26 protein-coding genes and 2 pseudogenes are annotated in these 24,938 nt (G+C 69.7%); 10 read left to right on the top strand and 18 right to left on the bottom strand.

Annotated features, from left to right (window positions below):
- The first annotated feature begins 246 nt into the window (after nucleotides 1-246).
- Both ACGFI9_RS19400 and ACGFI9_RS19395 read left to right on the top strand, forming a co-directional pair.
- Nucleotides 247-504, top strand: a complete 258-nt coding sequence (locus tag ACGFI9_RS19400) for a hypothetical protein (protein WP_393180174.1) — start codon at nucleotides 247-249, stop codon at nucleotides 502-504.
- A gap of 97 nt (nucleotides 505-601) precedes the next feature.
- Nucleotides 602-1,196: pseudogene (locus ACGFI9_RS19395) on the top strand (polysaccharide deacetylase family protein); the annotation flags it as partial.
- 966 nt (nucleotides 1,197-2,162) lie between these two features.
- On the opposite strand, the gene ACGFI9_RS19390 reads toward ACGFI9_RS19395, so the two are convergent.
- The 16 genes and pseudogenes from ACGFI9_RS19390 to ACGFI9_RS19315 form a co-directional block, all read right to left on the bottom strand.
- On the bottom strand, nucleotides 2,163-2,552 hold the full coding sequence (locus tag ACGFI9_RS19390) for a DUF2267 domain-containing protein (protein ID WP_393179496.1): 390 nt from the start codon (nucleotides 2,550-2,552) through the stop codon (nucleotides 2,163-2,165).
- 204 nt (nucleotides 2,553-2,756) lie between these two features.
- The gene (locus ACGFI9_RS19385; RefSeq protein WP_393179494.1) at nucleotides 2,757-3,212 is read right to left on the bottom strand and encodes a thioredoxin domain-containing protein; all 456 of its coding nucleotides are present in this window, start codon (nucleotides 3,210-3,212) and stop codon (nucleotides 2,757-2,759) included.
- Between the two features lie 7 nt (nucleotides 3,213-3,219).
- Nucleotides 3,220-3,510 (bottom strand): glutaredoxin family protein, encoded by a 291-nt coding sequence (locus tag ACGFI9_RS19380; protein WP_393179493.1) that lies wholly within the window; start codon nucleotides 3,508-3,510, stop codon nucleotides 3,220-3,222.
- 18 nt (nucleotides 3,511-3,528) lie between these two features.
- Complete coding sequence (locus ACGFI9_RS19375; RefSeq protein WP_393179491.1) at nucleotides 3,529-4,260, bottom strand: peroxiredoxin; 732 nt, start codon at nucleotides 4,258-4,260, stop codon at nucleotides 3,529-3,531.
- Between the two features lie 171 nt (nucleotides 4,261-4,431).
- Entirely contained in the window at nucleotides 4,432-4,968 is a 537-nt protein-coding gene (locus ACGFI9_RS19370; RefSeq protein WP_393179489.1) for a DoxX family protein, read from the bottom strand.
- A 133-nt stretch (nucleotides 4,969-5,101) separates the two neighbouring features.
- A complete protein-coding gene (locus ACGFI9_RS19365; protein WP_393179487.1) occupies nucleotides 5,102-5,632 on the bottom strand; it encodes an Hsp20/alpha crystallin family protein in 531 nt (176 codons plus the stop codon).
- Nucleotides 5,633-5,766: 134 nt separating this feature from the next.
- Complete coding sequence (rpoZ, locus tag ACGFI9_RS19360; RefSeq protein WP_393179485.1) at nucleotides 5,767-6,072, bottom strand: DNA-directed RNA polymerase subunit omega; 306 nt, start codon at nucleotides 6,070-6,072, stop codon at nucleotides 5,767-5,769.
- Between the two features lie 146 nt (nucleotides 6,073-6,218).
- Nucleotides 6,219-6,497, bottom strand: a pseudogene (locus ACGFI9_RS19355) (M48 family metalloprotease); the annotation flags it as partial.
- An 89-nt stretch (nucleotides 6,498-6,586) separates the two neighbouring features.
- On the bottom strand, nucleotides 6,587-7,057 hold the full coding sequence (locus tag ACGFI9_RS19350) for a Dps family protein (protein ID WP_393179483.1): 471 nt from the start codon (nucleotides 7,055-7,057) through the stop codon (nucleotides 6,587-6,589).
- Nucleotides 7,058-7,097: 40 nt separating this feature from the next.
- Nucleotides 7,098-7,562: a hypothetical protein gene (locus tag ACGFI9_RS19345; RefSeq protein ID WP_393179481.1), complete on the bottom strand. Its 465-nt coding sequence runs from the start codon at nucleotides 7,560-7,562 to the stop codon at nucleotides 7,098-7,100.
- A 37-nt stretch (nucleotides 7,563-7,599) separates the two neighbouring features.
- A complete protein-coding gene (clpB, locus tag ACGFI9_RS19340; RefSeq protein ID WP_393179479.1) occupies nucleotides 7,600-10,245 on the bottom strand; it encodes an ATP-dependent chaperone ClpB in 2,646 nt (881 codons plus the stop codon).
- Nucleotides 10,246-10,252: 7 nt separating this feature from the next.
- A complete protein-coding gene (locus ACGFI9_RS19335; protein ID WP_393179477.1) occupies nucleotides 10,253-10,564 on the bottom strand; it encodes a chaperone modulator CbpM in 312 nt (103 codons plus the stop codon).
- Nucleotides 10,561-11,553 (bottom strand): DnaJ C-terminal domain-containing protein, encoded by a 993-nt coding sequence (locus tag ACGFI9_RS19330; protein ID WP_393179476.1) that lies wholly within the window; start codon nucleotides 11,551-11,553, stop codon nucleotides 10,561-10,563. Before ACGFI9_RS19330 ends, ACGFI9_RS19335 begins: the two co-directional genes overlap by 4 nt.
- 12 nt (nucleotides 11,554-11,565) lie before the next feature.
- Nucleotides 11,566-12,180, bottom strand: coding sequence for a nucleotide exchange factor GrpE (locus ACGFI9_RS19325; protein WP_393179474.1), 615 nt, complete (start codon nucleotides 12,178-12,180; stop codon nucleotides 11,566-11,568).
- Nucleotides 12,181-12,204: 24 nt separating this feature from the next.
- A complete protein-coding gene (gene dnaK / locus ACGFI9_RS19320) occupies nucleotides 12,205-14,115 on the bottom strand; it encodes a molecular chaperone DnaK (protein ID WP_393179472.1) in 1,911 nt (636 codons plus the stop codon).
- Nucleotides 14,116-14,492: 377 nt separating this feature from the next.
- The gene (locus ACGFI9_RS19315) at nucleotides 14,493-14,843 is read right to left on the bottom strand and encodes a MerR family transcriptional regulator (protein WP_393179470.1); all 351 of its coding nucleotides are present in this window, start codon (nucleotides 14,841-14,843) and stop codon (nucleotides 14,493-14,495) included.
- 105 nt (nucleotides 14,844-14,948) lie between these two features.
- Between ACGFI9_RS19315 and ACGFI9_RS19310 the strand changes: the two genes are divergently transcribed.
- The 4 genes from ACGFI9_RS19310 to ACGFI9_RS19295 all read left to right on the top strand — a co-directional run bounded on the left by ACGFI9_RS19310 (nucleotide 14,949) and on the right by ACGFI9_RS19295 (nucleotide 17,799).
- Entirely contained in the window at nucleotides 14,949-15,374 is a 426-nt protein-coding gene (locus ACGFI9_RS19310; RefSeq protein WP_393179468.1) for an Hsp20/alpha crystallin family protein, read from the top strand.
- A 160-nt stretch (nucleotides 15,375-15,534) separates the two neighbouring features.
- Nucleotides 15,535-16,011: an Hsp20/alpha crystallin family protein gene (locus tag ACGFI9_RS19305; RefSeq protein WP_393179466.1), complete on the top strand. Its 477-nt coding sequence runs from the start codon at nucleotides 15,535-15,537 to the stop codon at nucleotides 16,009-16,011.
- 51 nt (nucleotides 16,012-16,062) lie between these two features.
- On the top strand, nucleotides 16,063-16,557 hold the full coding sequence (locus ACGFI9_RS19300) for a general stress protein (protein WP_393179464.1): 495 nt from the start codon (nucleotides 16,063-16,065) through the stop codon (nucleotides 16,555-16,557).
- A gap of 582 nt (nucleotides 16,558-17,139) precedes the next feature.
- Nucleotides 17,140-17,799: a hypothetical protein gene (locus ACGFI9_RS19295; protein WP_393179463.1), complete on the top strand. Its 660-nt coding sequence runs from the start codon at nucleotides 17,140-17,142 to the stop codon at nucleotides 17,797-17,799.
- 456 nt (nucleotides 17,800-18,255) lie between these two features.
- Here ACGFI9_RS19295 and ACGFI9_RS19290 read toward each other — a convergent pair whose 3' ends face one another.
- Nucleotides 18,256-18,549 carry an STAS domain-containing protein gene (locus ACGFI9_RS19290; protein ID WP_393179461.1) on the bottom strand — a complete coding sequence of 98 codons (294 nt, stop codon included), beginning with the start codon at nucleotides 18,547-18,549 and terminating at the stop codon, nucleotides 18,256-18,258.
- Between the two features lie 520 nt (nucleotides 18,550-19,069).
- Here ACGFI9_RS19290 and ACGFI9_RS19285 point away from each other — a divergent pair.
- The 4 genes from ACGFI9_RS19285 to ACGFI9_RS19270 all read left to right on the top strand — a co-directional run bounded on the left by ACGFI9_RS19285 (nucleotide 19,070) and on the right by ACGFI9_RS19270 (nucleotide 23,216).
- A complete protein-coding gene (locus ACGFI9_RS19285) occupies nucleotides 19,070-19,522 on the top strand; it encodes an ATP-binding protein (protein WP_393179459.1) in 453 nt (150 codons plus the stop codon).
- A 735-nt stretch (nucleotides 19,523-20,257) separates the two neighbouring features.
- Nucleotides 20,258-20,815: a TetR/AcrR family transcriptional regulator gene (locus tag ACGFI9_RS19280; protein WP_393180137.1), complete on the top strand. Its 558-nt coding sequence runs from the start codon at nucleotides 20,258-20,260 to the stop codon at nucleotides 20,813-20,815.
- 898 nt (nucleotides 20,816-21,713) lie between these two features.
- On the top strand, nucleotides 21,714-22,397 hold the full coding sequence (locus ACGFI9_RS19275) for a BON domain-containing protein (protein WP_393179457.1): 684 nt from the start codon (nucleotides 21,714-21,716) through the stop codon (nucleotides 22,395-22,397).
- A 273-nt stretch (nucleotides 22,398-22,670) separates the two neighbouring features.
- On the top strand, nucleotides 22,671-23,216 hold the full coding sequence (locus tag ACGFI9_RS19270; protein WP_393179455.1) for an HdeD family acid-resistance protein: 546 nt from the start codon (nucleotides 22,671-22,673) through the stop codon (nucleotides 23,214-23,216).
- Nucleotides 23,217-23,867: 651 nt separating this feature from the next.
- On the opposite strand, the gene ACGFI9_RS19265 is transcribed toward ACGFI9_RS19270, so the two are convergent.
- A complete protein-coding gene (locus ACGFI9_RS19265) occupies nucleotides 23,868-24,884 on the bottom strand; it encodes a glycosyltransferase family 4 protein (protein WP_393180135.1) in 1,017 nt (338 codons plus the stop codon).
- Nucleotides 24,885-24,938: the final 54 nt, after the last annotated feature.

Here is a 24,938-nt window from a genome sequence, read left to right as displayed (position 1 = left end):
GTGCGGCGGCATCGTCACCGACGAGGACCGCAGCCAGTGCCCAGCGTTCCACAAAAATCGCCTAGCAGGTGCATCGCGAGCAAGGCCCCCCGCCGGCACCCACACCCTAGCTCTCCGCGGTTGGAGGGCGGTGGCGGCAACGTTCTTCCCGAGCAGACGGTCGACCTCCCGTTAGGTGTGCCTATTCGTGTCAGCTGGGCCTTTTGTCCGCTTTATGCTTCGCGTAGACGTTTGAGAGGGGCAAGGGTGCGTATGACGGCTGCCGGGAACGGCGGAGATTCCCCGGCGAGTCGGATTGCCGGCAGCCTGCTGCGTGGTGACTCGACGGGACGCATCCTCGGGATTGTCGCGCTGGTGGTGGCCGTGTTGCTCGGTTCGGCCTATGTGCTGGGCCGGAGCCTGGTCGCGCATCCGCACAAGAGGGGCGCCGCCACCGTCCTGACTGACTCCCACGGCCCGGACTTTGCCGACCAGCCCCCGGGTCCCGCTCCGGTCGCCGCGTGAGGAGGCCGCCGGCGGCGACGGGCAAGCGCAAGGAGGTGAAGCCAGTCAGGACCGGGGATCCCGGGCAGGGCCGCAAGGCGGTCGGGCGGGCCCTTTCGGAACTCGTAGCACCACCGGCACCTCTGAGGTTGCGTTGACCTTCGACGATGGCCCGGATCGGAAGCACACCACCGCAGGTGCTCGCCGTGCTGCGAAAGTTTCATGTCAAGGCCACCTTTTGCGTGGTCGGCGAGAACGCGCAGGCCCGCCCGGACCTGATCAAGGCGATCGTGGCGGACGGTCACACAATCTGCAACCACTCGTGGAACCACGACGTCGCACTCGGGTCGCGTTCGCCGGACCGGATCCGCGCCGATCTGCTGCGGACTAGCATCGCGATCCGGGCCGCGGTGCCCGACGCCCCGATCGTCTACTACCGCCAGCCCGGCGGCGCCTGGACCTACTCGGTGGTGTCGGTGGCGCGGAGCCTCGGGATGACGCCTCTGCACTGGACGGTGGACCCGTCGGACTGGCAGGCGCCGGGAGCGGGGCGGATTGCCTCGACGGTGGTTAGTCAGGTCGAACCCGGCTCGGTCGTGCTGCTGCATGATGCCGGCGGTGACCGGCAGGGCACCGTCGACGCACTGCATCAGATCCTGTCGGACGTGACCAGCCGGTTCCAGTTGGCGGCGCTGCCCACCGGCAGGATTTGACACGCGAGTCCTGGAAGCCGCCACGCAGGACGGCGACGGTAGTGGCGATGAAGACCGCGAACGGGTCTGCGAGGCCCTTGAATTCGCGTCACGCCCATCGCACCGGGTCACCCGTTCGCGGCACGGGCCCGTGTCCGCGAGCCCTTCCAGGAAACCCGGCTTTCCTGACCTGCTCGCTGAGGCCCGGTTACGGCGGGAGCGGATGGAGAACACGTCCGGGTGGCGATCGTCGGCGGGTGGGGTGCGTCCCGATACGTGGTCGGCTGAACGATCGATGCCGGGGGCGACGCGCGCTGAGGTGTCGGCGCACGATGTCAGCTTGCATAACCGCCTCTGGCTCTGGACGGGACGGGTACCGTTCCCGTGCAGTTGTTTCCTCACCCGGTCGAGTGACCCCACAGGCGACAGCCGGCCAGCGCCAACACAGCCCGATACGGTCATCTGCGTTGGAGCGGCGGGTGCACCTGGGAGTGGCTTCTTCGGACGGTGCCCGCCGCTCCCGCCATGTCACCCGAAGGGCCGGAGCTCGGCAGGGTGCAGTCCCTTCCCGCCGCCCTTCGGCGTGGTGATGGGGCGACGGACTCTAACGGGACCGCCGTCCACAGCAGCGGTGTTCGTCGCCCTGTCGCCGCGACTGGTCGAGCCATGCCGACCGGTGGGCCGGGCGCGCGGTCATTTCGGCATGCACGTCCGGTGGTGACGGGCCGCGCCTGATCGGGGCCGGGTGAGACGCCGAGAGGGTGGGAGCGTCTCACCCGGCCCGTAGATGGCCGCGCACCTCGAACCATCCACACGAATTCGGCGTCGATAGCTCGCCTGCCGTTACGTCGCTGCCAAGCTGGGTCGTACCGGATGCCCTGCGATCGCAGCCCGCCCGCTTCGCCGCGCGCGGGCGGGCGTTCCGGTGCGTGATGGTGCTGTGGCGCCGGTAGGTGGGGATCGGTGCCGGTGGTCGGGAGGCGCCGGTCAGCCGGTGAGGTTGGGCTTGCCGAACAGCACCGCGTATCCGGATGGCAGTTGGGTCAGCACGTCGTTGATTTCTCCGCCGGAGACGGCGTCGGCGACGGTGGACAGGACGGCGCTGGCGTCCCATTCGGCTGTGCGTTCGCTGGCTGGGTTGGCGGCGGCGACGCGGCGCAGGAATTCCTGCACGCCGAACCGTTCGACCGGGCCTGCCTGGCGGGTCAGCATTGCGGCTGCCTCGGCGGGCAGCTGCGATGCCAGGTCCTTGACTTCACCGGGGTCGAGGCGGGCGGCCAGGGTCGCGAGCACAACCTGCGCAACCTGCTCGGCTTCAGCCGTGTCGCGGTACTCGCCGCGGTCGCGTAGTGCGGCGAGGAATTCGTGGTACTTCATGCTCTCCTCCCTTCGTCCGGATGTCAGAGGTGACGCGATCGCCGACGGTTCGACCATGCGCTACCCGTGTTGCGGCGGGTGAACCATTGTGATCCGCCCGGTTTGCCCGCCGCGTCACTGCGTCGCCGATACGGCGCCGGCTGTTCGTGGGGCCGGTCGTTGCGTCGGCGGGCCAGGAGATCGTGCTCATGCAGGCGATGCGGCTTAATCGCCCGCCGTGAGGTGTCCGTCGATCCAGGTGCGCAACCGCGGCCCAGGGATTGCGCCTGTCAGCCGGGCCAGTTCGCGGCCGTGGCGGGTCAGGACCAGCAGCGGGATGCTCTGGGCCTGGTGCCGGGCGGCGGCCGCCGGCGCGGTGTCCACGTTCACCTTCACGATCTTGAGTCGTCCGGCGCGGTCGCGGGCGAGTTGCTCGAGGACGGGAGCCATGGTGCGGCACGGTCCGCACCATGGCGCCCACAGGTCGAGCAGGACTGGCACCGGCGCGCGCAGCTCTGCATCGAGGGTGTTGTCGGTGGCCTCGACGAGCCAGGGCAGTTGCTGCTGGCAGGAGCCGCAGCGGGGCGTGCCGCCCGGGCTGGGCCGCACGCGGTTCGCCTGGCCACAGTGCGGGCAGCCGATGATCGCGCCGTCGGTCGTACTGCTGGATGGGGTGGTCATGGGGCGATCACCTCTTCCTGAGAACCCACTGCAACTCGGCGATAATGGGCTGCACGAGCAGTTCACCGTCGACGGAGACGATCGGGCTGTGCACGCGGCCGCCGGTCAGCCATGCCAGGCGGGCTTCGGCGTCGGGGTGCAGGTCGAGGTCGACGTACTGGTACGGCATGCCCGTGCGGTCGAGGTAGCGGCGCACCATCTGGCTGATCGCGCACCAGCGTCGGCCGTAGACCACGACCGGCGTGATCGGCGGAGTTGACACTCGTGCATAGGGGGACCGGGTGCCGAACGCGGCCATCGCTTCTCTCCTTCTTTCCTAGCCGCCCGCGGGGGTGTCCGTGGTGCTGGTGGTGTCACGGGCGGCATCGACCGCGGCGAGGAGCTCGTCGAGGTCCGGGATGTGGTGCAGGTAGGGCGAGACGTGCGCGTAGGTGATCCGCCCGGCCGGGTCGATGACGTACAGGGCGCGGTCGCTGAAGCCGTCGGGTTCGCGCCACACCTGGTAGCTGCGGGCGACCTCGCCCTTGGGATGGAAGTCCGACAGCAGCGGGATCGTGAGCCCGCGCACGGCCGCCCAGGCGCCGTGGCTGTAGATGCTGTCCGGCGAGACAGCCAGAAGGTGGGCGCTGCGGGCGCCGAACTCGTCGAGCTCTTGCTGGTACAGGTCGAGTTGCTGGCTGCAGCCGGGGCTCCAGTCGAGCGGGTAGAACACCAGCACCACGGGCTGCCCGCGCAGGTCGCGCAGCCGCACCGGGGCGCCGGAGGCGTCGGGCAGGGTGAAGTCGGGTGCTTCGACGCCGACGGGCAGGCCGCTGGTGAGCGCGGCGCCTTCCATCGGCGGGGCGCCCTGCCACAGGTCGGCGATTTCGGGGACACCGCCGTCAGTGGTGGGCATGCGATCGTGCTGGACGGTACGCCAGATCTCCGTGGTGATGCCGTGCAGCACCGACAGGGCCCGCTTGTGCGGGCCGTCGGGGATGTCGGGGGCCAGCCGGGCGAACTGCTGCTCCAGCTCGTACAGCACCCGCGGGTAACGGTTGGTCTGCATCGATTCACTCCTCCGTCTGGTTGCCGTATATCAGCGGTCGCGGAGACCGGGATTCGACGATGCCCGCTGACACGGGTGGCGGCAGGTGGTCGCTGACCCGCCGGTGGACGTGAGCCGCATGGGGCGGCAGGACCGCCTGCGACGAGTTCCGTTGGCGGGGCGGTCGGTTGCTCAGGTGCTGGGCCGCAGGCCGCCGAAGGGCGGCCGGCGGAACAGGCCCGCGATGCCCGCGTCGCGGGCGCTGTCACCGGCCAGCCAGCCGATCACGCCGACGCCGAGGGCGAGCACCGCGCCGAGCGCCGGCGACGGGTGCCACCCGGCGAGGTGGTCGATGCTGAACCGGCCGGGACCGGTGACCGCCACCGCGAGAGCGGAACCCATCAGGACCAGGGGGTACTCGTAGCCGCCATCGGTGTTCCACAGCCCGTGGGGCCGGTGCACGATCCGGGCCGCGTTGGCCAGCACCGCGATGATCACACCGACGGCGACCGGCGTGCCGGCGCCGAACGCCAGCGCCAGCCCACCGGCCAACTCGGCCGTACCCAGCAGCACCGCGAACACGCGGCCGGGGCGCCAGCCCAGCGATTCGAGGAAATCGGCGGTGCCGCGCAGGCCGTGCCCGGCGAACCAGCCGAACAGCTTCTGGGCGCCGTGGGCGGCCAGAAGCACACCGATCAGGACACGCAGCAGCAACAGCCCTACGTCCATGGCGATCACCTCCTTCACGAACTAGGAGAGTCTCCGGGACCAAGGTTGGCGGTTGCGCCCGACGTGGCAGGCGGTAGCCGCGAGGCAACCGCCTGCCCGCTGGATCGATCGCCGTCCGCTGTCTGGTGCCGCATCAACCGGCCGAGCGGTTCACGCCGCGGCGGTCGTCGGCCTTCCGCTCGGCCGGGGTCTCGACGGTCTCGCCCTCGATCTGCTTCGGGCCGGTGGCGCCGCCGGCCGACCGGATGGCGATCTTGCGGGGCTGCTCGACCGGCGCGGCCACGTCCTTGACTCGGACCTTCAGCACACCGTTGTCGAACTCCGCGGTGACGCGGTCGGCGTCGACGCCGTCGGGAAGCTGGAAGCTGCGCCGGAACGAGCCGTAGCGCAGCTCGCGCACGAGAACGCGGCCGTTGTTGGAGTCGACGCTGTCCTTGCGCTCGCCGGAGACCGTCAGCACGCCGCCGGCGACCTCGATGTCGACGTCGTCGGGTGTGATGCCGGGCAGCTCCATCCTGATCACCACATCCGTGCCCTCGGTGGCCATGTCCACCGATGGCACGAACCGCTGCGTCTGGACGCCGAAGTTGCGCCGGATCAGCTCATCGAACGTGCTGTCCAGTTGCGCGAGCGCGGTGAACGGATCCCACTTCATCAGCGCCATGAACCTCACCTCCGATAATCTCATTGCCGTTACCTCATTAGCACTCTGAAGAGCGCCATTCACCTCGTCTGACAACGCAGCTCAGCAACATATTCCCCGCTACCGGTGATCCGTATCACGACCGCTGAGGCGGCTCAGGCGCCCTCGCCGTGGACTCCACTTGACAGGGTCAGCGGCGGTTGCTCCTCGGCAGGGGTGACCTCGAGCAGCCCGGCGTGCAGCTCGCGCAGGGCCACCGACAGCGGCTTCTCGTGCGGCACCGTTTCGACCATTGGCCCGACATATTCGAGCAGGCCCTCACCCGCCGCCTGGTAGTAGGCGTTAATCTGCCGTGCGCGCTTGGCGGCAATGACCGCCACGGCATATTTCGACGACGTCATGTCGAGCAGCTCGTCGATAGGCGGGTAGGTGATTTCCCGCGGTTCGGTCGCGGCCGTCATTTTGGCCAGTCCTCCTTTTGCGGCTGGTCGTGGCGGCTGTGGCATTCCCTCGCCGGATCGGCACTTCACCCAACGGTCCGGGACCTCGGGGACTTCCTGTTTCTCCGGGTGATGGCCGCTGTGCTCCAAGTGGGGCGTGCGGCGCCTCAGTGGTAGACGGGCCGGGGGGTCCCCCGCGCGGCGGCCATGTGTTCGAGACGGGCGATGCGCTGCGGGATCGGCGGGTGAGTGGAGAACAGGGCGCTCAGCGCGTCGCCACGCAGCGGATTGGCGATCATGAGGTGGGCGGCGCTGGCCAGCTGCCGATCGGGCGGCAGGGGCATCAGCTGCGTCCCGGCGTGGATCTTGCGCAGGGCGTCAGCCAGCGCGAGCGGGTCGCCGGACAGGGCGGCGCCGTCGGTGTCGGCGGCGTACTCGCGGCTGCGCTCTTCACCGATGCCCGGCACCGCCGTACGGGTTGCCCCCCGAACGGCGGGTGCTCGGGCAGGCGCCCCGTACGGCGTTCGCAGATGGGTCAGTCTTGTTCGGCCTGGAACATCCAGTATTGCTTCTCTAGGTCGGCGGTGACGGCGATGAGCAGGTCCTGGGTGACCGGGTCGGTGTAGGCGACCTCGGTGATCCGCTCGCGCAGCCCGGCGATGACCTTGGCGTAGGCGTCGATGAAGTAGGCCAGTACGTCGCGGTCGTTCTGCCAGCCGGCGGGTGCCACGCTGAGGCGGCTGCCGGCCGCGACGGTGGCGGCCCGCCCGTCGGGTGCCACGCCGATCGCGGCGGCGCGTTCGGCGACGGTGTCGGCGTGCCGGCGGGCGGTCTCGACGACCTCGTCGAGGTGCAGGTGCAGGGCGCGGAAGCGGGGGCCGGTGACGGTCCAGTGGGCCTGCTTGGCGACCATGCCGAGATCGACCAGGTCGACCAGGGTCTGCTGCAGCGCGACGCCGGTGACGTCGCGGGCCTGCGGTTCGAGCACGGATTCGATGCGCGCCATCGTTCGTCGTCCTCCTCTGCTGTGCCGATCTGCCTATGTTCTATGCGGTGGCCGGGCCGGTCGGGGTGGCCGGAGCCGGGCTGGGTGCGCGGTGATGCGGCGCGCCGCCGGTCAGCCGCCGCACCGGCGTGCGCGGCCGGCTGCGGCCGGCGAGCCCGCGACTCCGGTCGTGGGCCGCCATGCTGCGTCCCGCGCCGTCCCTCGCCGGCTGGGCCTCGCTGTGCGGCGGCCAGGGATGGTGGCGACACGTCGGGGTGCACCAGCGGGTCGGGTAGCCGCGCCGGTTCAGCTCGGCCCGGGCGACGCTCATCCACTCCGGTGGCCCGTAGGGGCTGCCGGAGCCGTGAAGGTAGACGGGGAAGGCCTCGTCGCCGTTGTAGCGGGGCTGTTCGTCGTCGATGCACAGCTCCCGCAGCACGGCGGTGACCTGGCTGGTGGTGGCGGCGACGTGCAGCACCCACCGGTTGGTCACCGGTGGCGGGCTCTGGAGCCACATCGTGATCACCTCCTCGAATGCTGTGCGATTGGGTATCCCCTACAGGTCAGGCTGCTTGAGCGCCAGGCTGCGGCGGGCTCTGCGATGGAGTCCAGGTGACGATCAACGCGGCGCCGGTGTAATCGACGACCACGGTGCTGCCGTCGACGACGTCGCCCGACAGCAGCGCCCGCCCGATGCGGGTCTCGACCTCGCGCTGCAGGTAGCGGCGCAGCGGCCGGGCCCCGTAGACCGGGTCGAATCCTTCGGCGGCAATGTGTCGGCGCGCCGCCTCGGTGAGCTGCAGGTCCAACTGCCGATCCGCCAGCCGCCGGCGCAGATCGGCCACGAGCAGGTCGACGACCTTCTCGATCTCGGACAGGGTGAGCGGCTTGAACAGCACCACGTCGTCGATCCGGTTGAGGAACTCCGGCCGGAAATGGCGGCGCAGCTCGGTCATCACCGCGGAACGGGCGTCGTCCTTGATCTCCCCTTCGCCGGTGACGCCCGCGAGCAGGTACTGGGAGCCGATGTTGGAGGTCATCACCACGACGGTGTTGCGGAAGTCGACCGTGCGGCCCTGCGCGTCGGTGAGCCGGCCGTCGTCGAGCAGTTGCAGCAGGGTGTTGAACACGTCCGGGTGTGCTTTTTCCACCTCGTCGAACAGCACCACGCTGTAGGGCTTTCGGCGGACGGCCTCGGTGAGCTGGCCGCCCTCGTCGTAGCCGACGTAGCCGGGTGGGGCGCCGACGAGCCGGGAGACCGTGTGGCGTTCCTGGTACTCGCTCATGTCCAGGCGGATCATGTTGTCCTCGGTGTCGAACAGCGCCGCCGCCAGGGTCTTGGCGAGTTCGGTCTTACCGACGCCGGTGGGGCCGAGGAACAGGAACGAGCCGATCGGTCGGCGCGGGTCCTTCACTCCGGATCGGGCGCGGATGACCGCGTCCGCGACGAGCTGGACGGCTTCGTCCTGGCCGATGACGCGCTCGTGCAGGATTTCATCCAGGCGCAGCAGCTTCTGCCGTTCCCCCTCAACGAGGCGGGAGACCGGGATGCCGGTCCACCGGGACACGATGCCCGCGATCTCCACGTCGGTGACCACCTCGCGCAGCAGCCGCCGCTCGCCTTGCTTGGCAGCCAGCCGCGCCTCCTCCGCCGCCAGGCGGCGCTCCAGTTCGGGGAGCTTGCCGTGGCGCAGCTCGGCGGCACGGTTGAGGTCGTAGGCGCGCTCGGCCGCCTCCGCCTCGTGACGGATCTGCTCGATCTCGGAGCGCAGCGCCTGGACCTTGCGGATGGCTGACCGTTCGGCCTGCCACTGCGCCCGCATCGCGTCGGTGTCGGCGCGCAGGTCGGCCAGTTCCTTACGCAGCTGATCCAGCCGCGCTGTAGAAGCAGGGTCGTTTTCCTTCGCCAGCGCGGCTTCCTCGATCTCCAGGCGCATCAGCCGGCGGCTGGCCGCGTCCAGCTCGGCCGGCTGGGAGTCGATCTCGGTGCGCAGCATGGCGCACGCCTCGTCGACCAGGTCGATGGCCTTGTCCGGCAGGAACCGGTCGGAGATGTAGCGGTGCGACAAGGTGACGGCGGCGACGAGGGCGGCGTCCTGGACGCGGACACCGTGGAACACCTCCAGCCGCTCACGCAGGCCCCGCAGGATGCTGATCGCGTCCTCCACACTCGGTTCGTCGACCAGCACCGGCTGGAAACGGCGTTCCAGGGCGGCGTCCTTCTCGATGTGCTTGCGGTACTCGTCGAGGGTCGTCGCGCCGATCATGTGCAACTCGCCGCGCGCCAGCATGGGCTTGAGCATGTTGCCAGCGTCCATCGCCCCTTCGGCGGCGCCGGCACCGACGGCGGTGTGCAGCTCGTCGACGAACAGCAGGATCCGCCCCTCGGCCGCGCGGACCTCGGACAGCACGGCCTTGAGCCGTTCTTCGAACTCGCCCCGATACTTCGCCCCGGCCACCAGGGAGCCCATGTCGAGGGCGAAGACGGTCTTGTCCCGCAGGCCTTCAGGGACGTCACCGTTGGCGATGCGCTGGGCCAGACCCTCGGCGATGGCGGTCTTGCCGACGCCGGGATCGCCGATGAGCACTGGGTTGTTCTTGGTCTTGCGCGACAGGATCTGCACCACCCGGCGGATCTCGGTGTCGCGGCCGATGACCGGGTCGAGTTTGCCGGCGCGGGCGTCGGCGACCAGGTCGCGGCCGTATTTGTCCAGCGCCTCGTAGGCCACCTCGGGGTTGGCCGACGTGACGCGCTGGTTGCCGCGGACACCCGTCAGGGCAGTCAGCAGGCGGTCACGGGTCAGGCCGTGCTCCTTCAGCAGGCGGCCGGCCGCCGTGGCCGAGCCCTCCTCCACCAGAGCGAGCAGCAGGTGCTCGACGGACACGTACTCATCCTTGAGGCGTTTGGCCTCTCGGTCCGCCGCGTCCATCAGCCGGGACAGGCGCTGGGTGACAAACACCTGGCCCGGTTCCACCCCGGGTCCGGACACCCGCGGGCGCCGGCCCAGTTCGGCCTCGACGATGGCGCGTACCGTGTCGGGGTCGGCGCCGGCCTGCGACACCAGGCGGGGGGCGAGGCCGTCGGCCTGGTCGAGCAGGGCGAGCAGGAGGTGCTCGCCGTCGACCTCCACGTGGCCGAAGCGCAGCGCCTTGGTCTGCGCGTCGTGCAGCGCCTCCTGCGACTTCTGCGTCAACCGGTTGGCATCCATCAGCTGATCACCTCCGATAGCCAGTCGGGCGGGCGCGCAGCGCCGCCTCCAACTCCTCGATGCGGTCCAGCAGGTCCAGCACCACGCCGACCGCGGTGTAGTTCAAGCCGAGCCCGGCACGCAGCCGCACGATCCGCGCGGCCCGCGCGACCTGCCCGACGGGAAGAAGTGCCGCACCGGCCGGGCCGGGGTCCGCGTCGAGCAGGCCGAGCGCGACCATCCGGCTGACCATGCCCGGATGCAGCCCGGCCGCCGCGGCGAACTGCTCCACCGTCAGACCCACTGAGGCGGCACGTCGGACGAGGGCGTAGCGGCTCATCGCCCGCCCCCTTCCGCCCCGACGCGCTGAGCACGCGGATCGAACCCGGAGGTGGCGGCCAGCTGCTGCCACAACTGCCGTTCCGCGTCACTCGGCTGTGGCGGCACGACGATCTTGACTTCGGCGTACAGGTCACCCGCCGACCCTTTGGGGTTGGGCATGCCGCGTCCCCGCAGCCGCAGCCGCCGCCCGGACGACGAGCCCGCCGGCACCTGCACCTGCACCGGCCCGCCGGGAGTCTCCACCGGCACGCTCGCCCCGAGCGCGGCCTCCCACGGCGCCACCGGCAGGTCCACGGTGATGTCCCGGCCGTTGACGCGGTAGCGCGAGTGCGGGGCCAGCCGCACGACCAGATACAGGTCCCCGCGGGCGTCGCCGACACCGGAGGCACCCTGCCCGGCCAGGCGGATGCGCTGCCCGTCGGTGACACCGGCCGGGATGCGCACCTCGTAGCTGCGCGGCCCGGCCGCGGTCTGCAACGTGATCCGCCGCCGGCCGCCGGCGTAGGCGTCCTCCACCGACAGCTCCATCTCGGCCTCCGTGTCGGCGCCGGGCGCCGACACGCGGGGCCCGCCGAAGCCGCCCGTTCTGCTGGTCCGCCCACCGAACAGACCACCGAGCAGGTCCTCGAAATCCACGCCGGCGAACCCGGCGTCACCGAAGCCGGGACCGCCGGTGTTGACGTACACCCGCCGCCCGCCGCCACTGTTACCGCCGAACGGGCCGACGCCGGGCACAGGGCCGTCGTAGTCTTCCGGGACTTGCCGCCACGCCTCGCCGAACCGGTCGTAGCGGGCGCGTTTCTTCTCGTCGGAGAGGACCTCGTAGGCCTCGTTGATCTGCTTGAACCGGTCTTCGGCGCCGGGGTCCTTGTTGATGTCCGGGTGGTACCTGCGGGCCAGCTTGCGGTAGGCGCGTTGGATGTCCTGCTGGCTGGCCGACCGGTTCACTCCCAGCACCTGGTAGTAGTCACCTGTCGTCGTGGCCACCGCTTCGCTCCCTTACTTCTCCTGCGACTCCCGCTCGGACTCGGATGCCTGAGCGACCGTGACGACCGCCGGGCGCACCAGCATGCCGGCGCCGTCGATCAAGCCGTGCCGGTGCACCTCCAGCACGGTGCCCGACTCGACGCCCTCGGCGGCGGGCACGACCCGGGCCGCCTCGTGCCGGGCCGGGTCGAACCGCTCACCCACCGGCTCGATGCGCCGGTATCCCAGCCCACCGAGGACTTCGAGGGCCTGGGCGTGCACGGCCTGCACGCCGGTCAGGATCGCGGTCGGGTCAGCGCTCGCGTGCCGCAGGGCCAGTTCCAGGTTGTCCAGCACCGGCAGGAACGCCGCGGCGGTGCGGGCGCGTTCGGCGCGTGCCTGCTCGGCCAGCTGCCGCTCGAATCGCTTGCGCAGGTTGTCCAGCTCCGCCACCGCACGCCGCCACCGGTCCTCCAGCTCCGCCGCGCTCGGCCCCTCGCCGGCCGGGGCGCCGGCCGGCGCCGTATGAGCGTCAGCCGGCACCCGCGGGTGCTCCTCGACGATCTGGCTATCTCCCTGACCGGCCGGCGTGGGGGTCGGCTCGCGGTCCTCCGACCGCTGCCGGGTGGGGTTGTGCGCGCTGCTCATCGTCGGTCACCTCCTCTCGCAGGCTCAGCTGGTCGGGGTGTAGTCGGCGTCGATCACGTCGTCCCCGCCGGCCGAGCCGCTACCGCCCGGAGCGCTGCCGCCGGCCGGGCCGCTGCTGGCCGACTGGCCGCCGGACTCAGCGGCGCCCGCACCGGTCAGGCCGTGCAGCATCTGCTGCAGATCCGCTGTCAGGGACCGGACTCGGTCGAGCGGGGCCTCGTCCTTGATCGCCTGCCGGGCGTCGCCGATGAGCATCTCGGCGCGGGCCTTGTCGTGCACCGCCACCTGCTCGCCCAGCTCGGCGAGGCGCCGCTCGACCTGGTAGGCGGCCGAGTCGAGGCTGTTGCGGGCCTCGACGGCCTCGCGCAGCCGGACGTCGTCGGCGCGGTGGCGTTCGGCGTCGGCGACCATGCGCTGCACCTCGGACTCGTCCAGTGTGCCGCTGCCGGAGATGGTGATCTTCTGTTCGGCGCCGGTGGCCTTGTCCTTCGCCGAGACGTTGAGGATGCCGTTGGCGTCGATGTCGAAGGTGACCTCGATCTGCGGTACCCCGCGCGGCGCCGGAGGAATGTTCTCCAGCCGCAGCCGGCCCAGCACGCGGTTGTCGGCGGCCTTCTCCCGCTCGCCCTGCAGCACCACCACGTCCACGGCCGGCTGGTTGTCCTCGGCTGTCGTGAACGTTTCGCTGCGCCGGGTGGGGATGGTGGTGTTGCGCTCGATCAGCTTGGTCATCAGCCCGCCGAGGGTTTCCACACCGAGCGACAGCGGGGTGACGTCGAGCAGCAGCACATCAGAGACCTCGCCCTGCAGCACCGCGGCCTGGACTGCGGCGCCGAGCGCGACGACCTCGTCGGGGTTGACCGACATGTTCGGTTCCTTGCCGCCGGTCAGCCGCTTGACGAGGGCCTGCACGGCCGGGATACGGGTCGACCCGCCGACCAGGATCACCTCGTCCAGGTCGTCGGCGGAGACCTTCGCGTCGGCGAGGGCCTGCCGGACCGGGCCCATGCACCGCTCGACCAGGTCGGCGGTGAGCTGCTCGAACGTGGCCCGTGTGACGGTCGTGATCAGATGCTTCGGGCCGGAGGCGTCGGCGGTGATGAACGGCAGGTTCACCTGCGTCTGCGCCACCGACGACAGCTCGACCTTCGCCTTCTCGGCCGCCTCGTACAGCCGCTGCAGTGCCTGCGGATCCTTGCGCAGGTCGATGCCGTTGTCGTTCTTGAACTGCTCGGCGAGGTGGTCGACGAGGCGGCGGTCGAAGTCGTCGCCGCCGAGGTGGGTGTCACCGGCGGTGGAACGCACCTCCACCACACCGTCGCCCACGTCGAGGATGGACACGTCGAAGGTGCCGCCACCGAGGTCGAACACGAGCACCGTCTCGTGTCCCTTCTTGTCCAGGCCGTATGCGAGGGCGGCGGCGGTGGGTTCGTTGATGATCCGCAGCACGTTCAGCCCGGCGATGCGGCCGGCGTCCTTGGTGGCCTGGCGCTGCGCGTCGTTGAAGTAGGCCGGCACGGTGATCACCGCGTCGGTGACCTTCTCGCCCAGGTGCTTGGCCGCGTCGTCGGCCAGCTTGCGCAGGACCTGGGCGCTGATCTCCTCCGGCGCGTACTGCTTGCCCCGCACCGAGAACCGCACCGCGCCCTCCGGCCCGGAGATCACGTCGTAGGAGACCTGGTCGGCCTCGTTTGTGATCTCGTCGAAGCGGCGTCCGATGAACCGCTTCGCCGAGGAAATCGTGCCCTTCGGGTTCAGCACCGCCTGCCGGCGGGCCAGCTGCCCGACGAGGCGCTCACCGGTGTCGGTGAACGCGACCACCGATGGCGTGGTCCGCCCGCCCTCGGCGTTGGCGATCACCTGCGGCTGGCCGCTCTCGTACACGGCGATCACGGAGTTCGTGGTGCCCAAGTCGATACCTACGGCGCGTCCCATGATCAACCTCCTTCTCGCTCTGGGATGTGCACCGGCGAGTAGCTGCCTCTACCCACTGATAGAACTTGAGCCTCATGGTGTCAACTCTTGCAAAGTCATCCCCGGCCAGAAGAGGCGGGACTTGCACTCGCCTCCGCTGAGTGCTAATACAGGTGTAGCGCACCTGATCCGGTTGCGCGGGGCCGGGACCGGTTCGGCGATGGCCCAGAAGATCATCAGCGCCCGCGGGGGCGATGAGCCCCTGCGGGCGCGCGACGTGCCGCTTCGATCCGCGCCCGGCGCCGGCGGCCGTGCACGTGACAGGGCTCCGCCGGCGGCAGCGTGGGCACATTCGGTGCTTCAGCAAACTTTTCCGCGCCCCCGTCGCGCGCGTGATCTCAGGACCGTCGGTGTGACCGCCTCGCCATCCGGGCACGGAGAGCGTCGAGTTCGGCGCGCAGCGACGCCACCTCGGATTCCAGGGCCAGGATGCGGCGGATGCCGGCCAGGTTGATCCCCTCGCCGGACAGGGCGGCGGCGCGGCGCACGACGGCCAAGTCGTTGCTGCTGTACCGACGCATCCCCCCGTCGGTGCGCCGCGGCCGCAGCAGCCCGGCCCGCTCGTAGCCACGCAGCGTGTGCGCGCCGACGCCGGTCAGCTCGGTGACCACCGAGATCGGGAACAGCCCCTCATCCGGTCCGACCGGGAACGACCCGCGCGCCGGAGAGGTAGGAGTTGACAGCGACATGAGTTCGTTGTATCCGTGGAATTAAGTTGAGTCAAGGGGACTCAACTGCCCGGTGACTCCCGGGCTTGAGGCTTTGGTGAAGGAGCACTGAAGGAGGAGATGACCATGCTGATGCGTACCGACCCGTTCCGGGACGTGGACCGCATGTTCGAGCAGCTCGTCGGCACGTCCAGCCGGCCCGCGGTGATGCACGTCGACGCCGAGCGCGACGGCGACTGGTTCCACGTCTCCTTCGACCTGCCGGGCGTCGACCCGGACTCGATCGACCTGACCGTCGAGCGCAACGTCCTGTCGGTCAAGGCGGAACGCCAGCGCCCGCAGAAGGACGGCGTCGAGACCGTGATCGCCGAGCGGCCGATGGGCGTGTTCAGCCGGCAGCTGTTCCTCGGCGACACCCTCGACACCGACAAGCTGGAGGCCAGCTACGACAACGGAGTGCTGACGCTGCGCATCCCGGTGTCCGACCGGGCCAAGCCACGCAAGATCAGCATCGGGTCGAACGGCAGCACCCGCAAGCAGATCCAGGGCTGACGGCGCCGCCGCGGCCCCTGACGCTCCGGGCTTCGCTCCTGGTCACCTCCGCAGCGGTCCGGCGCCCCTCCGCAGGAGGGCACCGGGCCGTGACTGGGCGCCTGGCCCGGGGAAGCCGCGAACCCCACCAGGCATCGAACCGACCGCGTGGAGGAGAACGATGACGCTTCCCGTGCTTCGACCCACCCAGCTGCGGTCCGCCGAGAACGGCGGCGCGCTGGACCCGCTACGCGAGATGGCGCAGCTTCACCAGCGGATCAGCCAGCTGATGAGCGCCGTGCTCGGTGCCGATCCCCTCGCCGGGACGACACAGGGGTGGACGCCGCTGGCCGACGTCACCGAGACCGACGACGCGTACCTCATCGACATCGAGGTGCCCGGGGTCAACCGCAAGGACCTCACCGTGGAGGTCGCCGGCACCGAACTGCGGGTCAGCGGCGAGATCGTCGAGAAGGAGAAGGTCGGCTGGCTGCGCCATCGCACCCGCCGTGTCGGCCAGTTCGCCTACCGAACGACCCTGCCCGGCGACATCGACGCCGAGCACATCACCGCGAACCTGGCCGACGGTGTGCTGACCGTGCGCGTGCCCAAGACCGAGACGGCCAAGCCGCGCCGGATCACCGTGAACGCCACCTGACACCACGCACTAACCGGTCCGTCACCGACACGCGAAGGAGGATGTCTCGCGATGACACCGACCTCCCACCACCCCACCGCCGCGCCCGCGCAGCGGGTGGTGGCCTCATACCCGACCTACGCCGCCGCGGAGCAGGCGGTGGACTACCTGTCCGACCAGCGGTTCCCCGTCGAGCACGTGGCCATCGTCGGTCGCGGCCTGCACTCCTACGAGCAGGTCACCGGCCGCATGACCTGGGCCAAGGCCGCGGGCTACCAGGCGGCCGGCGGCGCCGTCCTCGGCGCGCTGTTCGGCTGGATCCTCGGGCTGTTCGACCTGGTCAACCCCCTGGTCTCCGGGGCGCTGCTCGCGCTGTACGGGGCAATCGTCGGCGCTGTCCTCGGCGCCGTGCTCGGCCTCGTCGGACACGCCCTGACCGGCGGCCGACGCGACTTCGCCTCCATCAGCGCATTCCGCGCCGACAGCTACGACCTGCTCGTCGACGACACCCACGCCGCACAGGCCACCCAGATGCTGGCCGCACCCGGCGCCCCCAGCCGAACCTGAAGCCCTTGATCCCGGGCCTCGGCCACCCGGGGTGGCCGAGGCCGACCATGCTCGCCTTCACGCGGTGACCACGCCACGTCGAGGGCAGGCAGTCAGCTCCTCGTATCTCGGCGCTGTCCTGCACCTAGCTGTCCCCCGGGGTGCTGCTGTCGCGGCGCTGCCCGTGGCTCCGGTTGGTCAGCTCTATCGACAGATGCCCTGGTGCCGCACTATCGAAGCCGCGAGATCGGCCTGAGCGGACGGTGGAACCTGGTGGACACAGTCGCCCTCACCGACGGTGTAACCGGCAGGTCCAGCCGAGGAGACGCTGGCGGTTTCTGAACTACCCGACGGCGGCTAGGTCGCGGGCTGACAGGCCGTATGCAGATATCCCTCGTCTCATGGGCTAACCGATGCCAGTCGGCGGTCGGTGGGGCACCGTCACCCGTGGAACGTCGGGTCGTGGGCGAGTGCCGCAACCCTACGGTGTCAGAAATCCGTCGTTGTCCCGTTGATGAGACCGCGCGTAACGTCGGCTGTACATCCCGCTATGGAGGTGCCGTGCTCGACCCCGCCGCTCCGCAGCTAGTGGTGCATGCCCGCATGCTCTTGTTCAGCTGGCTGCCGGCGGACCCGGACGCGGCCGACGCCCTCGTACCGGCCGGCCTGCGGGCCGCGCCCGGTCACCCGGTGTTCATGAACCAGTACGTGGTGGACGACGACAGCCAGACCTGCGGCTTCGGGGCGTACTCCCTGACCTACCTGGGGATCACCCTGGCCGGCATGGAGGCGCCTGACGGGGCGACGCCCGGCGGTTGGTGGACGCACTACCTCAACTCCAGCCCCCGGGTCCGGCAGTACGCGGCCGCCCTGGGCGCCCCGGCCGCCCCCGGCCACACCACCCTCGAGGTGCGCCGGGAGAGCCTGGTCGCGGTCACAGAGGTCGACGGGGCGCCGCTCATCCGCACCCGGGCCCGTGTCGGGCACACGGGCCACGCCATCCGCAGCGGGCAGCACCGCTACCTCACCTCCCGCGACGGGCAGCTGCTCAGCGGCATCTACCCGTACATCGCCGAACCGGTCGACCCATTTGAGATCGAGTCAGTGGAGTTCCTCAACACGGCCCACCCGACCTACGCGCTGCGGCCCACCAACCCGCTGATGATCCTCTGGGGCTGGCACTCCCCACGAGCCTCTTTCGCCTACCCGGGCGGGGACAAGGTCCGAGGCAAGCCTGCGCTGGCCCACAGCTCCCGGCGCTGAGGGCCCTGCAGCGGCAGGACGTCCGGGTCGCAGACCAGCCAATACGCCGCAGCGAGAAAGCCGGGTATACCAGGGCAGCCGCTCCGGCTGGCAGTGGCGGGCGCGCGCGCCCGTCTCGATACAGCGGCGAAGAACTGAACACGCCACGGCGCCCAGCCGCCCCGGAACGATGGGCCGATCCTGCAGACCGCCGGCGATGTAGCCGCCGCCGGCGGTCCGCGTCCACCGAACCGGCGGCGTGATGGTTGATCACCGGGGGCCGAGCGCCCGGCGGAGGTGAATGCGGGTCTTGCTCGAAACGGCGTAGTGGCGGCGGCCACTTCTTTGCACGTTTTGACTTGTGGAAGTACTTTCGCGTGGCTTTGCACGATCACGGCTTCTCCCGGCTTAAACAGGTGCCTTCGGAACACGCCGTTGGCTGTAACATGGTTAGGCGGTAGAAAGTGGAGCAGGTCGTCAACCTCGGCGGAACTTGCTCGTCGGATTGATGACGGCGAATTGTCTGCCAGCTGTGGTCGCCGTGTTCCGGGCGTTGATCAAAGCACTGATGACGGTCGGGTCGATGAACGGGACCGCTTCGATGTCGACGTCGACCCGCTGCGTCGCGTGGATCGCGTTCTCGAGGAGGTCCAGGAGCTGGTCAGCTCGTTGACATCGATTTCCCCAGAGAGCAGGATCCTGCGGTCCGGCTCGACGCGGACCTGGTGCTGCCAGCTCGGCTGGGGGTTCATCGCTCGTTGTACTCCCCAAGGCTGCTGATCCTGTCGTTCTGCGGCGCTGCGGGTGCCGACTGGATGTCGGGGCTGTTCGAGGCCTCCAAGCGTACGGTAACCGTGGCGGTCACCCCGTCGGGTCGGCGGGTGATCATGAGCCCTTCGGTCAGCTGGTGCGCGAGCCACAGTCCGCGACCGCCGGCGACGTCCGCCGCCGGCGACCACGGGCAGTGTGTCAGCCGCCCCGCCGCGATCAGTGATCTCGCATATCAGGACGTCGTCCTGACGGCGCAGGTGCAAGGCACAGCTGAGTGATCAGGTACAGCAATGCCGCGGCTGATCCCCGTCAGGTAGCTCTCGAGTGGCCCTCGTGGAAGCGCCAACGGGCGGTGCGCCCCACCCGGGGTGAACGTCATGGGGGTGGACTGGAACGCGAGTCTTGACCTCGTCCTGCCGCCGGGCAGTCCCCACGCTCGCCCAAGCTGCGGCGGCCTCTCTACCTCCGCCAAGCCCCAGGGCCGTTTCTTGTTGTGCTCCTCGGGTACGGGCAGGGTCAGATGACGATGAGCGACGCCTTGGAGGCGGTGGTCCCGATGTTGCTGCGGTTGTCACTGGACCTGCCTCGTGACGCGGCGACCGTTGCCGTGGCCCGTCGCGCGCTCGACGGCGCACTGGCCGGCGTGGGAGTCGAGGACGACTGCCGGGCCGACATCCAGCTGGCGCTGACAGAAGCGTGCGACAACGTGGTCGCCCACTCGTTGGCGGCGGTCGACTACACGGTCGACGTCACCGTCGACGGTGACCGATGCACGATCGAGGTCTGCGACCAGGGCGATGGCTTCGTGCCTTCGCGCTCGAGCATGCCCGGCCCGTCGGCAACCTCCGGGCGCGGTCTGCACATCGTTGCCGCGCTCGTTGACCACCTCGACATCGTCTCCAGCGCCGGGGCGGGCACCCGGCTGCGCTTCACCAAGACGCTGACCTGGGCCACAGCCAGCCGGCCCGCCTGAGGAGGACCGGAATGGTGCCTACCCAGTGCGACACGGCCGGTCTGGGTGGTCGGTAGCTTTCGGCGCCCGAGCGTGCCACCCCCGATCCTTCACCTCAAGCTCGCTTGGCCCCGGTTCAGGCCACTCCCTCTCGTCTTCCTTCGGCGCATGTCGATTTCCTCGTGTGTCGGAGAGTGTCTCGCAAGACCGCGTCACAGCTGATCCGACACAGCGGTCTGCTGGTCGACGGCACATCGGGGGTAGGGGGATGACCGGCCGGTTCATGACTGGCGGAGACTGCCACCACGTTGATCGCGACGGCCAGGACACGGCCGCAGGTGCGCAGGCGCAGAGCAGGTCCAAGCGCGGACCCTCCGGACCACGTGTCCACCCCTCCGGCGACCCCAGCTGGCTGCAAACGCGGTGGCGTGCGGCGCATCCACAGGGGCCGGCGAGTTGCAAGCGCGGCGCAATTGCGGGTGCGGCGAACAGCACCAGGGCCCACCCATTCTCCGCGGCTCCCACTGCTCTGCCGCCCGGCGCCGAGTCCCTTCTCAAGGCGTGTCTGGTTCATCACGTAGGGAAATGTATGTCTGTCTCATTTGCTCGTGACAGAGATGCCCGCCTCGAATGCGGGATGGGCACGGGTTTCCTACGAACGAAGGCTTGGGTGCCGATGTCTAGACCATCCACTACACGACAGGGCCCCTGCGGCGGCTGCCGGTACAAGCCAGGAGCACCGCCCTCGTCCAGCGAATCCTGGACACCTGCGGTGGCCTCATCGACGAAATCGGCTACGACCGGCTGACCACAACCATGATCGCCGAACGCGCCGGCATCGCGATCGGCTCGCTCTACCAGTTCTTCCCCGACAAACGCGCCATCGCACAGGCGTTGCTGCTGCGCAGCCTGAACACCTACACCCAGAGGCTCAACGAACGGCTCGCCGACGATGGCCTCACACACTGGTGGGACGGCGTCGCGGCCGCAATCGACGAGTACATCACCCTGCACCGCACAGTTCCAGGAATCCGCATCCTGCATCACCCCAACGTGGTAGACGCGCATGCACTCGACGCAGTCGGCGACAACAACATCGTCCTCGCCGATCAACTCGCCCGCGCGCTGATCGAGCGGTTCGCCATAGCCGACACCCCGCGCATGCGCCTCACGTTGAAGATCGTTGTCGCGACGTCCGGCGCGCTGACCACGCTCGCCTTCCGCCGGCAGCCCGACGGCGACGAGAAGGTACTGAGCGAAGCGAAGGAACTGATCCGCGACTACCTGCAGCGCCAACTGGCAAGTCATGGCTGAACAGACGACGGTTCAACCACCGGTTCCGTGGACTATGGTCATGAAGTCCGGCTCCGCGTTATCAGGTCGGCGCCGGTGAGCCCGGGGGGTGGCGGCGCCCATGTGTCGCCGAGCCGGACAGAGCCGGAGTGACCTCCCCGGTTTCGCGGCGTTCGACGGCCCACGCCACGAACGTCACTGGTACCAGGAAACTGCCCAGCAGCACCAGGGTCGGCACGAGGTTGGGGTTGCCGGTGAGGAAGATGACCCCAGGGTGGCAATCCACAGCGCCAATCCGCCCGAAAAGATCCGCAGCCACGGGTCGTCGGTTTCCCCGCTTGGACGGGTCGCTGGACCCTTGGGCCACCGCTGCCTCCTCAGGTCCCTCGCGTCGTACACGTCCGGGGCGTCCACCACCGCTCGACGCAGGCGCTTGAGCTGAAAGCCGTGTTCCCCCGTCATGCATTGTAAAAGGTGCGTAGCGCACGGACGGGACGTTACGAAAGCCGGAGGCCGCCCTTACGCCGGCGTCACATCGCTGGACGTTTCGGCCTGCGGGCGATTGTTCAACGACCTGGTGGGGGCTAACGCCGCGCAAGCCGGCCCCCGGACCTGGATAGCTAGCCCTCGCCGAACGGTTGGCCAATCGGATCGATCAACACCATCCACCGCTCGCCGCCGATATCCCGGGGGAGGCCCGTCCAGGCACAGACGCCCCCGCCTCGGGCCTGTCACGATCAGGGAAGCCAGATGACCGCGCCGCAGGTAAATGGTGGGATCTGAGCCGGTCGCCGAACAGTTCGACCGGTTTGGGGGATGACGGGTCACCCGCTTGGTTATGCCTGCCGCGATGTGCAGACGGTGCGGGCGTGGGGGCGAAGCATCAGGTCAGGAAGCCACGAGCCTGGAGGGAACAGGAATGACTGCGGCGACGATGACCCGGAGCGATGAGCAGATCCAGCGAGATGTGCTGGCTGAGTTGAAGTGGGATGCCCGCGTCCAGCCCAATGAGATCGGGGTGTCGGCCAAGGACGGGGTGGTGACCCTGACCGGGTGGGTCGACTCGTTCGTGAAGAAGTGGGCGGCTGAGCAGGCGGCGTACCGGGTGCGTGGGGTGAAGGCGGTCGCGAACGACATCGAGGTGCAGTTGCCGACCTCGACGGAGCGCACGGACGCGGATCTGGCGGCGGCGGCGGCCCGGGCCCTGGAGTGGGATGCGCTGGTGCCGAGCCAGAACATCCACGTAACCGTCACCAGGGGATGGGTGACCCTGAGCGGCGAGGTCGAATGGGAATACCAGCGACGGGCCGCGGAGCGGGCGGTGCGCCGACTGTCCGGGGTGCGGGGAGTGACCAACCAGATCTCCCTGCGGCCGCGAACGAGGGTGGACCTGGCGGAGGCGCGGCGCCGGATCGAGGAGGCGCTCGTCCGTACCGTGGACACGCCCGGCGAGCGGCTCACCGTGACCATCGAGGGCGACAAGGTCATCTTGACCGGTGTGGTCCGGTCCTGGCGCGAGCGCGAAGAGGCAGCGCGGGTCGCCTGGTCGGCCCCAGGAGTGACGCAGGTGGAGAACCGCATCGTGGTCGTCCCCGAGGACTAGACGCGGCCCCTGTCGTTGTCCTCCGGCGTCCGCTGGCCCCGGTCGGACGTTCGCGTGGCGATCCGTCAGAGAGGGCCGCGCTGGCGTGGCCGCCTGCCGTCTCACATCGGCCCAGCCCTCTCTGACGACCCACGCCGCACCTGCGGATCCCGCCTAGGAACGTCGCCGCACCCTCGGCAGGTGCATGCACACGTGCTGCCGCTGGCAGCGGCGCGAGGCGAAGGCGGGGAGGAACCGACGCGGGGGACCGCGTTTCCATCGAGGAGTAGGGTGATGCGAAGTAGACAGGACGTCTGGTGGCAGGCCCTTCGGGGGGCCGCCGCGATCGTGTTCGGATTGCTCGCCCTGGCGTGGCCCTCGGTGACGGCGCTCGCCCTCGCTGTGCTGTTCGGCGTGTACGCGCTCACCAACGGAACGCTCAACCTGACTGGGGCTTTCAGCCGCGACAAGGCGGGCAAAGCTAGGCTGCTGCTTGTGCTGCGGGGTCTGCTCGGGATCGCGGCCGGCGTGGTGGCGCTGTTGTTGCCTGCGATCTCGGCCCTGGCGTTGGCTGTGGTTATCGGGGTGTGGGCGGTCGCCACGGGCGTCCTGGAAATCGGGACGGCGGTGGTAGTGCGGCAGCACGGCCGAGGGCTGCTCGCCGTGGTCGGGGTCTTGTCGATTGTGGCCGGCGTCCTCTTGCTGCTCCGCCCCGACGTCGGCGCTGTGGCCATCGCTCAGGTGATCGGCGCCTACGCCATCGTGGTCGGCGCGCTGACACTGGCAGAGGCCTGGCGACGGCGCCGCTCCGCAGCCAAGCCTGAACGCCACGTTGGCTAACACGAACGCCACCCCGACGAGACCTTGACTTGTAGGTGTACTGTCCCCGCCACCTCGGCGTACACCCGAACCGAGGCGGCCCTGGCGGCCACGTCCAAGATGCGTAGGCCGTCCAGGTAAGGAAACACCACGCGCACAAGATCGAGAAAGCTGACATAGCGGAAGAACATCGATCAACGAGTCTCGATCACCAAGTTCGTGCCAGAGGCAAATCTGATTGGCCGTCGACAGTATCCCAGCAGCGGGTCCTCCTGCCAGCGCAGCCGGGGCTGGCTTTGCACAGAACCGCACGTCAGCACGGCTGAACCCCTTTACGAGCCCGACACCCTCGCCAACGGCGCCCCATCCTTCAAGGGCCCGACAACGGCATCCCGGACCACCGCTGGCACGTGGTCGGGTGAGCCGTGCAGCGGCCCCGCCGACACTCGTCCGGAACGGGCAAGTAGGCACCCCAGCCACCGCCGCGTCTCCAGCGCCTCGGCCTGCGACGCACAAAGCGACGCGCATACCCGGGTGCCGAGCAGCGCGGTCAGGGCAGGGCCGCTACGACATCCAGAGCAACATGTGCGACATTGATCGTGTCGAGTCCGACCTCGTATCGAGCTCCCAGTTCATCCGCTTGATCGGCTGGAGGGATTTGCTCAAGCAGTCCTAGTCCTTCACGGCAGCGCGTCGGTAGATCGGCTCGTAGTCGCGGGCCATCCGCTGCGTGGAGAAGTTCTCCGCCACGTGGGCGACGCAGGCCGCCGGGTCGAGGGCCGTCGCCTCGTGCAGCGCCGCCGGCAATTCCTCGTCTGCCTCGCAGACCAGGCCGGTCAGGCCGGGTCGGACGAGTTCCGGGACGGCGCCGCGGTTGAGCGCGACCACTGGGGTGCCGGTCGCCATGGCCTCCACCATGACCATGCCGAAGGGCTCCTCCCACTGGATGGGCATGATCAGGCAGCGGGCGTCGATCAGCAGCTGCAGCACGGCCTCCCGGTCGGCGTTGAACACCACCGTGACGTCCTCGTCGAGTAGTGGCCGGATGACCTCGTCGTAGTAGCGGCGTTCGATCGGCTCATTGCACTTGCCAACCAGCATCAGCGGCAGGCCGGCGGCCCGGCACGCCTGGATGGCAACGTCCGGTCCCTTGTCCGGGCTGAAGCGGGCCAGCCAGAGCACCGGCCCCCGGCCGGGCGCCGTCTTGTGGGGGATGCCGGCGAGGTCCATCGCGTTGTGCACGGCGCCGACCCAGGGCAGCTGCGGATTCAGTCGGAGCTGGGCGTGCGAGATGGCGACCAGGGCGACGCCCTGGTCGGTGAGGCTGAGCACGTCGCCGTACTCGCCTACCGGGTTGCCGTGCACGGTCGCCACGGTGGGCACGGCGCGCCGGCCGGCGATGATCGGGCCGATGGTGGTGTGGTCGTGGATGACGTCGAAGTCGGCCGCGCTGATCAGGTGGGTGACCCGGGCCGCGTGGGCCAGCTCGGGCAGCGTCTCGCCGAGCCGCTCGTACTGCAGTTCGGGCACCGTCGAGACGAAGTCGGCGGCGGTGCCGTGCTGCCGCCCGGCGCCGAACAGGGTCACCTGGTGACCCCGATCGACCAGCGCGTCCACCAGCCCGGCCACCAGGTGCTCCACCCCGCCGTAGCCCGGTGGGGGCACCGACAGCCAGGGCGGGAGCACCATCGCGATCCGCAGCGGCCGCTTCTGCGAGCGTTCGGCCGGCCGGTGGTTGGTGGC

The sequence above is a fragment of the Micromonospora sp. NPDC048930 genome, assembly GCF_043197935.1.
Lineage (GTDB): Bacteria > Actinomycetota > Actinomycetes > Mycobacteriales > Micromonosporaceae > Micromonospora.
This window is presented reverse-complemented; position numbering and strand designations above follow the sequence as displayed.

Coding starts and splice junctions, on each gene's coding strand:
- ACGFI9_RS19390 (WP_393179496.1), bottom strand. CDS start 2,552: ATGAAGTACCACGAATTCCTCGCCGCACTACGCGACCGCGGCGAGTAC.
- ACGFI9_RS19385 (WP_393179494.1), bottom strand. CDS start 3,212: ATGACCACCCCATCCAGCAGTACGACCGACGGCGCGATCATCGGCTGC.
- ACGFI9_RS19380 (WP_393179493.1), bottom strand. CDS start 3,510: ATGGCCGCGTTCGGCACCCGGTCCCCCTATGCACGAGTGTCAACTCCG.
- ACGFI9_RS19375 (WP_393179491.1), bottom strand. CDS start 4,260: ATGCAGACCAACCGTTACCCGCGGGTGCTGTACGAGCTGGAGCAGCAG.
- ACGFI9_RS19370 (WP_393179489.1), bottom strand. CDS start 4,968: ATGGACGTAGGGCTGTTGCTGCTGCGTGTCCTGATCGGTGTGCTTCTG.
- ACGFI9_RS19365 (WP_393179487.1), bottom strand. CDS start 5,632: ATGGCGCTGATGAAGTGGGATCCGTTCACCGCGCTCGCGCAACTGGAC.
- rpoZ (WP_393179485.1), bottom strand. CDS start 6,072: ATGACGGCCGCGACCGAACCGCGGGAAATCACCTACCCGCCTATCGAC.
- ACGFI9_RS19350 (WP_393179483.1), bottom strand. CDS start 7,057: ATGGCGCGCATCGAATCCGTGCTCGAACCGCAGGCCCGCGACGTCACC.
- clpB (WP_393179479.1), bottom strand. CDS start 10,245: ATGGATGCCAACCGGTTGACGCAGAAGTCGCAGGAGGCGCTGCACGAC.
- ACGFI9_RS19335 (WP_393179477.1), bottom strand. CDS start 10,564: ATGAGCCGCTACGCCCTCGTCCGACGTGCCGCCTCAGTGGGTCTGACG.
- ACGFI9_RS19325 (WP_393179474.1), bottom strand. CDS start 12,180: ATGAGCAGCGCGCACAACCCCACCCGGCAGCGGTCGGAGGACCGCGAG.
- dnaK (WP_393179472.1), bottom strand. CDS start 14,115: ATGGGACGCGCCGTAGGTATCGACTTGGGCACCACGAACTCCGTGATC.
- ACGFI9_RS19315 (WP_393179470.1), bottom strand. CDS start 14,843: ATGTCGCTGTCAACTCCTACCTCTCCGGCGCGCGGGTCGTTCCCGGTC.
- ACGFI9_RS19310 (WP_393179468.1), top strand. CDS start 14,949: ATGCTGATGCGTACCGACCCGTTCCGGGACGTGGACCGCATGTTCGAG.
- ACGFI9_RS19305 (WP_393179466.1), top strand. CDS start 15,535: ATGACGCTTCCCGTGCTTCGACCCACCCAGCTGCGGTCCGCCGAGAAC.
- ACGFI9_RS19300 (WP_393179464.1), top strand. CDS start 16,063: ATGACACCGACCTCCCACCACCCCACCGCCGCGCCCGCGCAGCGGGTG.
- ACGFI9_RS19295 (WP_393179463.1), top strand. CDS start 17,140: ATGCTCTTGTTCAGCTGGCTGCCGGCGGACCCGGACGCGGCCGACGCC.
- ACGFI9_RS19285 (WP_393179459.1), top strand. CDS start 19,070: ATGACGATGAGCGACGCCTTGGAGGCGGTGGTCCCGATGTTGCTGCGG.
- ACGFI9_RS19275 (WP_393179457.1), top strand. CDS start 21,714: ATGACTGCGGCGACGATGACCCGGAGCGATGAGCAGATCCAGCGAGAT.
- ACGFI9_RS19270 (WP_393179455.1), top strand. CDS start 22,671: ATGCGAAGTAGACAGGACGTCTGGTGGCAGGCCCTTCGGGGGGCCGCC.
- ACGFI9_RS19265 (WP_393180135.1), bottom strand. CDS start 24,884: ATGGTGCTCCCGCCCTGGCTGTCGGTGCCCCCACCGGGCTACGGCGGG.